Annotated in this window: 13 protein-coding genes and 1 pseudogene; 6 read left to right on the top strand and 8 right to left on the bottom strand. The window is 67.1% G+C overall.

Features of this window, described 5'->3' with window-relative positions; translation table 11 throughout:
- Nucleotides 1–34 precede the first annotated feature (34 nt).
- Genes ACSQ9I_RS02540 through ACSQ9I_RS02530 form a run of 3 tightly spaced genes read left to right on the top strand, consistent with a single transcriptional unit; the run spans nucleotide 35 to nucleotide 2,105 of the window.
- Entirely contained in the window at nucleotides 35–631 is a 597-nt protein-coding gene (locus tag ACSQ9I_RS02540) for a LemA family protein (protein WP_244503816.1), read from the top strand.
- A gap of 8 nt (nucleotides 632–639) precedes the next feature.
- Nucleotides 640–1,575, top strand: coding sequence for a TPM domain-containing protein (locus tag ACSQ9I_RS02535; RefSeq protein WP_436312171.1), 936 nt, complete (start codon nucleotides 640–642; stop codon nucleotides 1,573–1,575).
- 2 nt (nucleotides 1,576–1,577) lie between these two features.
- Entirely contained in the window at nucleotides 1,578–2,105 is a 528-nt protein-coding gene (locus tag ACSQ9I_RS02530) for a TPM domain-containing protein (protein ID WP_436312170.1), read from the top strand.
- A 3-nt stretch (nucleotides 2,106–2,108) separates the two neighbouring features.
- Here ACSQ9I_RS02530 and ACSQ9I_RS02525 read toward each other — a convergent pair whose 3' ends face one another.
- From ACSQ9I_RS02525 to ACSQ9I_RS02510, 4 genes are all read right to left on the bottom strand, one after another.
- Complete coding sequence (locus tag ACSQ9I_RS02525) at nucleotides 2,109–2,687, bottom strand: cyclic nucleotide-binding domain-containing protein (protein ID WP_436312169.1); 579 nt, start codon at nucleotides 2,685–2,687, stop codon at nucleotides 2,109–2,111.
- A 113-nt stretch (nucleotides 2,688–2,800) separates the two neighbouring features.
- Entirely contained in the window at nucleotides 2,801–4,471 is a 1,671-nt protein-coding gene (locus ACSQ9I_RS02520) for an ATP-dependent DNA ligase (RefSeq protein ID WP_436312168.1), read from the bottom strand.
- Nucleotides 4,468–5,481, bottom strand: coding sequence for a ligase-associated DNA damage response exonuclease (locus tag ACSQ9I_RS02515; RefSeq protein ID WP_436312167.1), 1,014 nt, complete (start codon nucleotides 5,479–5,481; stop codon nucleotides 4,468–4,470). The genes ACSQ9I_RS02520 and ACSQ9I_RS02515 overlap by 4 nt, the downstream gene beginning before the upstream one ends.
- A gap of 70 nt (nucleotides 5,482–5,551) precedes the next feature.
- Nucleotides 5,552–6,079 (bottom strand): DUF3617 domain-containing protein, encoded by a 528-nt coding sequence (locus ACSQ9I_RS02510; RefSeq protein WP_436312166.1) that lies wholly within the window; start codon nucleotides 6,077–6,079, stop codon nucleotides 5,552–5,554.
- Nucleotides 6,080–6,279: 200 nt separating this feature from the next.
- On the opposite strand from ACSQ9I_RS02510, the gene ACSQ9I_RS02505 reads away from it, so the two are divergent.
- Nucleotides 6,280–6,489, top strand: a complete 210-nt coding sequence (locus ACSQ9I_RS02505) for a DUF3606 domain-containing protein (RefSeq protein ID WP_436312165.1) — start codon at nucleotides 6,280–6,282, stop codon at nucleotides 6,487–6,489.
- A 37-nt stretch (nucleotides 6,490–6,526) separates the two neighbouring features.
- Here ACSQ9I_RS02505 and ACSQ9I_RS02500 read toward each other — a convergent pair whose 3' ends face one another.
- The 3 genes from ACSQ9I_RS02500 to ACSQ9I_RS02490 all read right to left on the bottom strand — a co-directional run bounded on the left by ACSQ9I_RS02500 (nucleotide 6,527) and on the right by ACSQ9I_RS02490 (nucleotide 10,400).
- Nucleotides 6,527–7,045, bottom strand: coding sequence for a hypothetical protein (locus ACSQ9I_RS02500; protein ID WP_436312164.1), 519 nt, complete (start codon nucleotides 7,043–7,045; stop codon nucleotides 6,527–6,529).
- Between the two features lie 408 nt (nucleotides 7,046–7,453).
- Nucleotides 7,454–8,080: a hypothetical protein gene (locus ACSQ9I_RS02495; RefSeq protein ID WP_436312163.1), complete on the bottom strand. Its 627-nt coding sequence runs from the start codon at nucleotides 8,078–8,080 to the stop codon at nucleotides 7,454–7,456.
- Nucleotides 8,081–8,324: 244 nt separating this feature from the next.
- Nucleotides 8,325–10,400 carry an NAD(+) synthase gene (locus tag ACSQ9I_RS02490; RefSeq protein ID WP_436312162.1) on the bottom strand — a complete coding sequence of 692 codons (2,076 nt, stop codon included), beginning with the start codon at nucleotides 10,398–10,400 and terminating at the stop codon, nucleotides 8,325–8,327.
- A 238-nt stretch (nucleotides 10,401–10,638) separates the two neighbouring features.
- On the opposite strand from ACSQ9I_RS02490, the gene ACSQ9I_RS02485 reads away from it, so the two are divergent.
- Together ACSQ9I_RS02485 and ACSQ9I_RS02480 are read left to right on the top strand one after the other, a co-directional pair.
- Nucleotides 10,639–10,923 (top strand): CopG family ribbon-helix-helix protein, encoded by a 285-nt coding sequence (locus ACSQ9I_RS02485; protein ID WP_436312161.1) that lies wholly within the window; start codon nucleotides 10,639–10,641, stop codon nucleotides 10,921–10,923.
- A gap of 9 nt (nucleotides 10,924–10,932) precedes the next feature.
- The gene (locus ACSQ9I_RS02480) at nucleotides 10,933–11,232 is read left to right on the top strand and encodes a type II toxin-antitoxin system RelE/ParE family toxin (protein WP_436312160.1); all 300 of its coding nucleotides are present in this window, start codon (nucleotides 10,933–10,935) and stop codon (nucleotides 11,230–11,232) included.
- Here the strand turns inward: ACSQ9I_RS02480 and ACSQ9I_RS02475 are convergent.
- Nucleotides 11,231–11,614: pseudogene (locus ACSQ9I_RS02475) on the bottom strand (helix-turn-helix domain-containing protein); the annotation flags it as partial. The gene ACSQ9I_RS02480 and the pseudogene ACSQ9I_RS02475 overlap by 2 nt on opposite strands.
- Nucleotides 11,615–11,657 lie beyond the last annotated feature (43 nt).

Here is an 11,657-nt window from a genome sequence, read left to right as displayed (position 1 = left end):
AACTTCGCCCACTTCGCACCCCGGAGAGTTCGACATGGTGAAACGCTGGCTCTTGATCATCCTCACGGCGCTGTCGCTCGCAGGCTGCGGCTACAACGACTTCCAGCGCCTCGACGAGGCCAGCAAGTCGGCCTGGAGCGAGGTGCTCAACCAGTACCAGCGCCGCGCGGACCTGGTGCCGAACATCGTGGCCACGGTCAAGGGCGAAGCCAACTTCGAGCAGGAAACGCTGACCAAGGTGATCGAGGCGCGCGCCAAGGCGACCTCGATCCAGGTCACGCCCGAGACGCTCAACAACCCCGAGGCCTTCAACAAGTTCCAGCAGGCACAGGGCGAGCTCTCCAGCGCGCTGTCGCGCCTGATGGTGGTGGCCGAGCAATACCCCAACCTCAAGGCCAACCAGGCCTTCCGCGATCTGCGCGTGACGCTGGAAGGCACCGAGAACCGCATCACCGTGGCGCGCAACCGCTACATCCAGACGGTGCAGGAGTACAACGTGCTCGCGCGCAGCTTCCCCACCAACATCACGGCCAAGGTGTTCAGCTACGACGCGAAGCCCAACTTCAGCGTCCAGAACGAAGCCCAGATCTCGACGCCGCCGACGGTGGATTTCGGCGCACCCAAGAAGTAACTTCCTAGATGACGGCCGCCCGCATCCGGCGCGCGCTGACAGCCCTCTTCCTGGTGGCCGTCGGGCTCGCCGGCGCACAGGCCCAGGACCTGTTGCCGGTGCCGGCGCTCAGCGCGCGGGTGATCGACCAGACCGGCACGCTCGACGCCTCGCAGCGCCAGGCGCTCGAAGCCAAGCTCCAGGCCTTCGAGCAGCAGAAGGGTTCGCAGATCGTGATGCTGATGGTCGCGACCACGGCGCCCGAAGACATCGCGAGCTACGCCAACCGCGTCGGCAATGACTGGAAGATCGGCCGCAAGGAGGTGGGCGACGGCATCCTCGTCATCGTCGCCAAGAACGACCGCAAGATGCGCATCGAGGTCGCGAAGACGCTCGAAGGGGCGGTGCCCGACATCGCGGCGGCGCGCATCATCGACCATGCGATGAAGCCGCGCTTTCGCGAGAACGATTTCGCGGGCGGGCTCGACGCGGCGGCCGACCAGCTGATCGCGCGCGTCAAGGGCGAGGCACTGCCGGAGGTCGACAACAAGAGCGGCGACTTCGGCAACGATGCGCGCGACGACAGCGGATTCGACTGGCAGGACCTTGCCATCTTCCTGTTCTTCGGCGTGCTGATCGGCGGCCCGATCGCGCGCGCCATTCTCGGCAAGGTGCTGGGGCCGCTGGCGCTGGGCGGCGCGACGGGCATGCTCGTGATGGTGCTGACCTCGAGCCTGGTGGTCGCGGTGCTCGCTGGCCTTGGCGCGCTGCTCTTCACGCTGCTGTCGACGGCCTTCGGTGCCGGCGCCGGCCGGCGCGGCGGTGGCTTGGGCGGAGGCGGCCTCGGCGGCTGGGGCACCGGTGGCGGTGGCGGCGGCTGGAGCGGCGGCTCCTCGGGCGGCGGGGGCTTCAGCTCCGGCGGCGGCGGCGATTTCGGGGGCGGCGGCGCCTCGGGGGACTGGTAGCCATGGCCGGCCCCTCCTTCTTCTCGAAGCTCGCGCGCCTCTGGCGCCATCGCTGGATCGACGCGGCCGACGTGCGGCGCGCACTGCCGCCGGAAGCAATCGAGCGCCTGGGCCGACGGGTCGCGGCCAGCGAGCGCCGGCACAGCGGCGAGGTGCGCATCTGCGTCGAGGCAGGCCTGCCGATGTCCTACCTGTGGCGCGGCGCGCCGGCACGCGAGCGCGCGATCATGATGTTCGGCAAGCTGCGCGTGTGGGACACCGCGGACAACAACGGCGTGCTGATCTACCTGCTGATGGCCGAGCACGCGATCGAGATCGTGGCCGACCGCGGCATCGATGCGCACGTGAGCGCCGAGGAATGGGCTGCGATGGCGCAGCGCATGACAGCCGCCTTTCGCGAGGGCCGTTTCGAGGACGGGCTCACGCAGGCGTTGGAAGAGATGTCGGCGCTCTTGGTCGCGCACTTTCCGCTGGCCGAGGACCAGGCCGACCGCAACGAGCTGCCCGACGAGCCGGTCATCCTGATCTGAGGCTCAGCGACGGCCCTGCGCATCGAGCAGGCGGCGGTTCACCGCATGCGCTGCATCCAGCTCCGACTGCAACGCACGCGTGACCCGCGACAGCGTGCGCAGCCGCCGGTTGCCCTCGCGCAGCCGCTCGGCCAGGCCCTTGGCAACGCCCAGCATCAGGCGGGCCGCGGCGCCGGGGTGCGTCTCGATCAGCTCCAGCAGCGAGGTACGCGACAGCACGCCGAGCTTGACGTCGTTCAGCGCCGTGCAGCTCGCGGAGCGCGGCCCGCCGTCGATCACGCCCATTTCGCCGACCAGGCTGCCCGGGCCGATGACCGAGATCACGACCTCGTCGCCGGGGACGCCGTTGCTGCTGACCACACGCAGCTGGCCATCGAGCACCAGGACCATGTAGTCGTTGTCGACCGCATCGCCTTCCTCGAACAGCAGGGTGTCGGCCAGCAGGTGCAGCGGCCGCATCGCATCGACCACGACCCGCGCCTCGTGCAGCCCCATGCCGGCCAGCGGCGCGGCCTGCATCAGCAGATGAACGGCGTGCTCGCGCAGGTCGACGCTGGGACGAGGGTTACGGTGATCGTGCATGGATGGGAGTGCCGAGTTTCTCAGAACTGCGTCATTGGGTCCTGCAGTTTGCCGCGGTGCGCTCAGGTAGCGGTCGAGACTGAGAACTTCTTCTCTATCTGCGCGATGCGTCTTCATGCGGGCAGCAGCGCCGCCAGCGTCTGCAGGGTATCGGCCTCCTCCACCGGCTTGTCCTCGCGCCAGCGCAGCATGCGCGGAAAGCGCACCGCGATGCCGCTTTTGTGGCGCATGCTGCGTGCGATGCCTTCGAAGCCGAGCTCGAACACCAGCGTGGGCTCGACGCTGCGCACCGGGCCGAAGCTCTCGATGGTGGTCTTCTTGATGACCGCATCGACGCGCGCCATCTCGGCGTCGGTCAGGCCCGAGTAGGCCTTGGCGAAAGGCACGAGCCTGCGTTCTGGCGCTTCGGGCGGCCCGTCCCAGACGGCGAATGTGTAGTCGCTGTAGAGGCTGGCACGGCGGCCATGGCCGCGCTGCGCGTAGACCAGCACCGCATCGACGGAGAGCGGATCGATCTTCCACTTCCACCACAGGCCCACGTCCTTGGTGCGGCCGACGCCGTAGTGCGCCTCGCGCTGCTTGAGCATCATTCCTTCGACGCCCATCGAGCGCGCGGCTTCGCGCTGGCGCGCCAGGTCCTGCCAGCTCTCGCCGTGCAGCATGGGACTGGCGACGAGCGAAGGATGCTGCGCGGCGGTCAGCAGATCGTCGAGCAGCACGCGGCGTTCGGCCTGCGGCAGTGCGCGCTGGTCGCGACCCTCCCATTCGAGCAGGTCGTAGGCCAGCAGCACCGCGGGGATCTCGCGCAGCAGCTTCGGGCTGAGCGTCTTGCGGCCGATGCGTTTCTGCAGCTCGGCAAAGGGCTGGACGCGACCCTCGCCACTAGGCGACGTCGAGTCCCTGCGCCAGACCACCACCTCGCCATCGAGCACCGTGCCATCGGGCAAGGTCTCGCCCATCTGCGCGAGCTCGGGGAAGCGCTCGGTCACCAGCTCTTCGCCGCGCGACCATAGCCAGACCCGGCCGGCGCGCTTGACCAGCTGGGTGCGAATGCCGTCCCACTTCCACTCGACGAGCCATTGCGAAGGCGGCCCGAGCGCCGCATCGAACTGTTCGAGCGGCAGGTTGAAGGGATGCGCGAGAAAGAAGGGATAGGGCTGTCCGCTGGTATGCTGGTCGAGCTCGCCGCTGCTCTCGGGCGCGATCAGCGCGGCGTAGTCGGCCGCGGTGGGCTGGCCGGCGATGTGCGTGTAGCCCATCAGCCGCTGCGCGATGCGCTTGGGGTCGAGCCCGCCAACTGCCGACAGCGCCTGCGTGACCTGAAGGCGCGAGACGCCGACGCGGAAGCCGCCGGTGATGAGCTTGAAATAGACCAGCCGCTCCTCGGGCGCGAGACGGCGCCATTGCGCGCGCAGCGCATCGGAGAGCTGCTCGGGCGCCATGCCGCGCAAGGGCAGCAGATGCTTTTCGATCCAGACCGCGAGCCCCAGGTCGTGCGCATCGGTCGGCGACGGCAGCAGCAGGGAAATGGTTTCGGCCAGGTCGCCGACCGCCTCGTAGCTTTCGACGAACAGCCATTCCGGCAGGCCGGCGGCCTCCTGCGCGAGCAGCCGCAGCAGCTTGGTCGGTACCAGTTGCCGCGGTTTGCCGCCAGCCAGGAAGTACACGGCCCAGGCGGCGTCGGCCGGCGCGGCGCTTAGGAGATAGCGCTGCAGCGCGGCCTGCTTGGCCAGGCTCGAGGTGCTCGCATCGAGCTCGCGGTAGAGCGCGGCGAACTGCTTCATGGCGCGGGCGGCGCTTCCATGTCCTCGTCCCCATACTCCGTCTTGAACCCTCGCGCATCGAGCCCGCTCTCGCTCAACCAGCGCACCATCACCGCCACGCTGCCGTGCGTGACGAACACGCGCTCGGCCCCGGTGCCGGCGATGGCCTGCTGCAGCCCCGGCCAGTCGGCATGGTCAGACATCACGAAGCCGCGATCGACACCGCGCCGCCGGCGCGTGCCGCGCAGTTGCATCCAGCCGCTCGCGAAGCCATCCGAGTAGTTGCCGAAGCGCCGCATCCACGGCGTGCCATGGGCCGAAGGCGGCGCGAGCACCAGCGCGCGCTGGAGCAGCGCGGCATCGACGCCGGGATCGGTCACGCGCAAGGCCGGCGGCAGCGCCACGCCGGCCGCGCGGTAGACCGCATTCAAAGGTTCGACCGCGCCGTGGACCACGATCGGACCGATGCCCGCATCCACGCCGTGCAAGATGCGCTGCGCCTTGCCGAAGGCATAGCACAGCAGCACCGAGGCGCGGCCCTGTTCGGCGTTGGCGCGCCACCAGCCGTTGATCTCGGCGAACAGCTCGGCTTGCGACGGCCAGCGGTAGATCGGCAGGCCGAAGGTGGATTCGGTGATGAAGGTGTCGCAGGGCACCGGCTCGAAGGCCGTGCAGGTGCCGTCGGGCTCGGTCTTGTAGTCGCCCGAGGCGACCCAGACGCGGCCGCCGTGCTCGAGCCGCACCTGCGCCGAGCCCAGCACGTGGCCGGCCGGATGCAGCGAGAGCTTCACGCCCTGGTGGGCGATGGCCTCGCCGTAGTCCAGCGTCTGCAGCGTGATCTCGCCCAACCGCGCGCGCAGCGTGCCGGCGCTGTCGCGGTGCGCGAGGTAGTGGCCGTGGCCGGCGCGCGCATGGTCCGAGTGCGCATGCGTGATGACGGCGCGGTCGACCGGCTTCCACGGATCGACGTAGAAGTCGCCCGGCGGGCAGTAGAGGCCTTCGGGGCGGGCGATGACCAGGTCGTCGGGCATGGCGCAGATCGTAGGCCGATGCCCGGCTCATCACGCAGACGGGCCGACGCGAAGCGCTGTCGGCGGCAGCCTACTTCTTCTTTTGAGCGCCCATCATGTCCAGCACGTTCATCTTCATGCCGTTCGACATCACCATGTCACCCGGCTTCTGGCCCGCCTTGCAGGGCCCGACCCACTTGGCCTCGATGATGGCCGTGCCCTCCTTGCGGCCCGCGAGCGGCGGGTTGTAGCTGGAGCGGCTTTCCATGCGGTAGCCGGTTCCCATGTCGCCCGAGACCACCGAATGCGTGGTGGCGGTGGTGGTGCCGATCTTGCACACCGAGTCGACCACCATCTTGCCGCCCTCGGTGCGCATGTCCTGCTTCGAACAGGCTTGCTGGCCTGCGTTGCTGCCCATCTCGCGCATGGCCTTGTCGGTGGCGGCGTCGATGCATTGCTGGGTCTGCATCGGGGGCGCCTTGGAGGCACCGTCGTCCGACTGGATCGTCATTTCCCACAGGCCGGGCTTGCGCGGCGGATAGTCGAGTGCGCTCGCCGTGCCGGCGAACAGAAGGCAGGCCGCGGTGGCAATCCCGAGGCGGGGGGTGTGAGTCCTCATCGTGTACTCCAGCAAAGATGGATTGGAAATGAAAGCCAGCCGCTTTCTAACCCACACGCCGGATCGGCGGAATAGAGCAATCGGCCGGCAGCCCCCAGCCTTCAGCGAGGTTGACGCGGCGGGCAGTCCCGTGGCCTGATTTCCTACAAGCGGGAGATAGTGCATCTCCTAGGGTGCGACAACCGACAGGAGCAAACGAGATGAAAAAAGCAGCCATAGCAGGCGGCGGCATTCACTCCGACCGCATCGACATCAGCACCGCCCGCGAGCTCGACAAATGGTCCAGGAAACTGGACGTCACGCACGATCGCCTGCGCGAAGCCGTCCGCGCGGTGGGCAGTCGCGCCTCGGACATCGAGTGGCATCTCCGGGGAAGCCGGGAAAGCAAGAAGTTCGGCGCCTTGGCTTGAGACGCACGCTGTTGTCCGCGACGCGGAAAACCGTCGATCAGTTGGCCGCCAAAGCGCCGCAAGCAGAAGACTTCGCGTCGCCCGGAACCGAGAGCAAGGTATCCCGGAGCGTGCGCAGGACGATTCTTGCGCAGCGGTCGACGACCAATGCGGCGCGCTCCATCTTCTCGATCTTTCCCTCCGTGTATCTGTAGGTCTTGTGCAATGTGGAAGTCTCCGGCAGGCCGCGAGCGGCGACCGAGACAGCGAGATCGATGGATTCGTGCAGTAAGCCGCCGGCCTCCTGCCGCAAGCGCTTGCCGTTCTCCGCGCTCCAGTAACCCACCGGCTCCGGGTCGTCGATCGGTTTGGAAACGACCTTGACGATGCTCTGGTAAGCCGCCGGTTCGGGGGCGCCGGATTTGCGGACGATGATCGCGTTCTCCAATACCAGCGCGCTCTGATCTTGCGTCAAGGCGAACAGGGGCACGCTTTCCACTTGCCATTCCGCGCCGATGGGCGAGCCGGCCGGTTCGGCTTGGCTCACGCTGCGGCCGTCGCCCGGCACATCGCGCATCAGCTCCGCGTGCGTGTAGGCCGACAGAAGGGCCCGTTAGGGGTCCAGCACCTTGTCGGCGGCCTGCTGAAGACTCGCCTTCTGCGATTCTTCGACGCTTCGTTGATCAATCCATGCACGATCACGGCCGCCAGGAAGCCGCCCACATTGGGCGCGGGATACGCCATGGCACCGCCGGCCATCCCTGCGCCGTCGAAGCTGGCAACGCCCTTGAAGGCGACCGGATCGGTCTTGGGAAGTTGGAGCGACCATCTCTGCAGCACAGCAGGTGCCGTTTCGGCCTTGGCTTCGGCGCTCAGTTCAGGCGTCGGGGCGGATTGCGCGAACACCGGGCCCAGCAGCGCCCATGCTGCACCCGCACCCGCCAGCCGACGCACGAGAAGCTCACGACGCCGTGACGTCATGGACTCAGGGCGTGGCGCGTTGTTCAAAGGTCTTCAGGACGCTGTCGCGGCTCGCTTCCAGCGCCTGGAAATAAGCGTTCGTGAGGCCTGGAAACTTGGGCGGCTCGTCCCAATTGCCCTCCGCGGTGCGCTGGATGTCGATGGGCAGGTACCAGTCGTAGGCGTTGGTCTTCAGATCGACCAGGTAGCCGGTGGCCTTGACCGTTGCCTTTGGGTCGCTCGTCGGCGCGTAGGACGCGTAGGTTCGCCAGTAGCCGACGATCGAAACGTCCAGCACGAGCAGCTTGTCGAGCTTGTGCTTTGCACGCAGCGACGAGAAATCCTTCTTCGCCGCGTTGGGTGCGGTGATCGACGCATCGGGAAGGTTCTTGAGGTCCAGCGCATCCCCGATGACCACGGTCTCCACGCCCCGCTTCGCCAGGACTGCCGCGACATCCTGCCTGAGATTCGAAAGCTCAGTGTGCGACAGCGTCCCCGCGTGCTTGGTCAGCGAGCTGTTGGAAGCGCTTGCGAACGCATAGCAGAGAAGGCAGTCGGCGCCGGGGAAGTAGGTGTCCACCTTGGGTAGCGCCGACATTGCGATGCCGACCTTGCCGGCTGGGGCGCTCAGTGCCTGATCGCCGAGCGGCACCGGCAACTGTGGCTTGGAGGCGCATCCGCCCAGAAAAATGCCGATCGCGGCGATGGCGAATGCCAGATTTCATCTCATTCATTTCCTCCCGTCCTGAATTGGAAGCAGGATTAAATGCGCTGGATCCGACGATCGGCCCGCCAGCTGCCCGTCGCATGCAGCTTCTGGAAGCTTCCGTGAAATAGTGCACCTCCACCGTTGCCCGGCCGGAGTGATCTGAATGAACGATCCTGTTTCGATCGGATCAAGGCGCCGGCACGCGCTTCAAATCCTCCAGCCAGACCTCCGCTTCCGAATCGCTGGGCGCGCGCCAGTCGCCGCGCGGCGAGAGCGATCCGCCCGAACCGACCTTGGGCGCGTTCGGCACGCACGAGCGCTTGAACTGGCTGATCTTGAAGAAGCGGTAGAGGAAGGTGCCGAGGTGGCGCTTGATGTCGGCCAGCGCGTACTCGTTGCGCGCCGGCTGAAGCTCGTCCTCGGGCCAGCGGCCGCGCGTGCGGTCGCCCCAGGCCGCATGCGCGAGGAAAGCGACCTTGGTCGGCCTGAAGCCGTAGCGCAGCGTGTAGTAGAGGTGGAAGTCCTGCAGCTCGTAGGGGCCGATGACGTCCTCGGTCCGCTGGCCGGGCTGCGCCGACGCCTCCGCGCCGTCGGCGGCAGCGGTTGGAATCAGCTCGGGGCTGACCTCGGTCTCGAGGATGTCGCGCAGCACCGCGCTGCCCGCGGCGCCCAGCACCTGGGTTGCAGCAACCCAGTGCACCAGGTGCTTGATCAGCGTCTTGGGCACGCTCGCATTCACGTTGTAGTGCGACATGTGGTCGCCGACGCCGTAGGTGCACCAGCCCAGCGCCAATTCGCTCAGGTCGCCGGTGCCGACGACGATGCCGTTGTGGTGGTTGGCCAGGCGGAACAAGTGGCTGGTGCGTTCACCGGCCTGCACGTTCTCGAAGGTGATGTCGTACTGCGGGACGCCCTGGTCGAAGGGATGGCCCAGGTCTTCCAGCATCTGGCGGCAGCTCGGACGGATGTCGATCTCGCGCGCCGTACAGCCGATGCTGGCCATGAGCCGGTGCGCCTGCGCCAGCGTGCGCCCGCTGGTTGCGAAGCCGGGCATGGTGAAGCCGAGGATGTTGGCGCGCGGCAGGCCGAGCCGGTCCATCGCCTGCGCGCAGACCAGCAAGGCATGGGTCGAATCGAGCCCGCCCGAGACGCCGATCACGAGCTTGTCGATGCGGCTGGCCTCCAGCCGCTGCACCAGCGACTGCACCTGGATGTTGAACACCTCGCTGCAGCGCTCGTCGCGCCGCGCCGGATCGGCGGGCACGTAGGGAAAGCGCTCCACCGTGCGCAGCAGGCCGCGCGGCACTTGAGGCGGCGGCGCGAGGTCGAATTCGACGGTGCGCCAGTTCGCCAGCGCGCTCTTGTGCTTCTGGACCGAAGTGCCGAAGCTGTTCTGCCGCATGCGCTCGCGCGACAGGCGCTCGAGGTCGACGTCGGCCGCGATGAAGTGCGAGCGGTTGCTGAAGCGTTCGCTCTCGGCCAGCATGTCGCCGCTCTCGCAGATCAGCGCCTGCCCGTCCCAGGCCAGGTCGGTGGTCGATTCGCCGATGCCCGCCGACGAATAGAGGTAGGCCGCGAGGCAGCGCGCCGACTGCAGGCTGACCAGCCGATGCCGGTAGTCCGACTTGCCGATCGTGATGTTGGAGGCCGAAAGATTGACCAGCACCGTCGCACCGGCCAGCGCCGCGTAGCTCGACGGGGGAATGGGCACCCACACGTCTTCGCAGATCTCCACGTGCAGCTTGAAGAGCGGCATCTGCCGCGCCCGGAACAGGAGCTCGGTGCCGAAGGGCACGCGTTCGCCGCCGAGCTCGACCTCGGTGGAGAGCGCGCTGTCGGCGCCGTTGAACTGCCGGCCTTCGTAGAACTCGCCGTAGTTCGGCAGGTAGGTCTTCGGCAGCACGCCCAGCACCCGGCCGCCTGCGACGACGGCGGCACAGTTGAAGAGGCGGTGGTCCACGCGCAGCGGCAGGCCGACGACGGCGACGGCGCCGATGTCGCGCGAGGCCGCGGCGACCTCCAGCAGCGCTCGCTCGCAGGCATCGAGCAGGGCCGCCTGGTGGAACAGGTCGTCGCAGGTATAGGCCGAGAGGCCCAGCTCGGGGAAGGCGACCAGCACCGCGCCGTCGGCCGCCGTCTCGCGGTACATGCGGATGGTCTCGGCCACGTTGAACACCGGATCGGCCACGCGATTGCGCGGCACCGCCACGGCGAGGCGTGCGAAACCGTGGGTGTAGGGATTGAGGAACTCGTGTTCGGTCATGGGCCGGATTGTGGGCCTTGTGCCAGCGCCTGCCCGGCAGGTTCGGCAAAAGCCTTGGCCTTGGCCCGAATGCCGGCGCTCTTGCGACGAGGCCGCGCTAGCGGCTCAGCCCGGTTGCGAGCTGTTCCGAGATGTTCCCTCCGCTCGGCCGATGGGAGGAAAACCGGGGCTTTGTAGGGCGCCAGTTCTATCATGTAGCACAACCGTGCTACAGTATGGGCTCCTCGAAGGAGCTCCTATGTCGACGACCACCATTCGCATTGATGACGAACTGAAAGATCGCATCTCAGCTGCGGCAGACCGGGCGGGCAAAACTGCCCATGCCTTCATCATCGATGCAATCGCACAAACCGTTGAGCAGGTAGAGGCAGAGGAAGAGCTTCATCGCATCGCTGACAAGCGCTGGTCGAAGGTGTTGTCGACCGGGAAATCGGTGCCTTGGGACGACGCGAAGAAGTTTCTTGCCGCTCGTGGACGAGGCGAGAAACCTGAAAAGCCGGTTGCGCGAAAGCTTGGACACTGAACAGGCGAGATGACGCAGATTGAACTCGCCCCAGAAGTCCTCGATGACTTCGATCGGTTCATCGACCACCTTGCGCGATTCGAGGGGATCGATATCCCGCAACGCCTCAGTGAGATCATGCAAGCTATAGAGATCCTGGGTCACAGCCCCTTGATCGGTCGACCCGTCAAGGCGGGTAAGCGGGAGTTGCTGATTGGTCGTGGATCGCGCGCGTACGTTGCGCTCTATCGATATGTTGTCGACATCGACACCGTGTTCGTTCTCGCGCTACGAAGCCAACGCGAAGTAGGGATCAAACGGAAGTCTTGACGGCGACGCGCGACAGGCCGGCTTCGCGCGCCATGGTGCGCGTGCTCCAGTGCGTCGCGGCGTCGGGCACGCTCTCCAGCGTCTTGGCGATCACGGCGTCCACGCGTGCGTCGTCGATCGTGCGCGGTGCGCCGGGTCGAGGGGCATCGAGCAATCCGTCCAGCCGATGCTCAACGAATCGGGCACGCCACTTCGAGACGGTCTGAGGCGTCACGCGCTGCCGGCTCGCAACTGCCTTGTTGTCAACGCCTTCGGCACAGCTCAGAACAATGCGTGCCCGCAGCGCCAAGGCCTGCGCGGTCTTGCGCCGCAACGTCAGTGCAGTGAGCTGCTCGTGCTCGTCTTCGGTCAACACCAGTTCGGTCTTGGGTCTTCCACGCATCGCGGCCTCGTCGTGAACATACGGTACACGATCGATCAACGCG

This window comes from Variovorax sp. LjRoot84 (assembly GCF_964254305.1).
Taxonomy (GTDB): Bacteria; Pseudomonadota; Gammaproteobacteria; order Burkholderiales; family Burkholderiaceae_C; genus Variovorax.
Note: the sequence above shows the minus strand (reverse complement) of the source record. Positions and strands in the feature narration are given on the sequence as shown.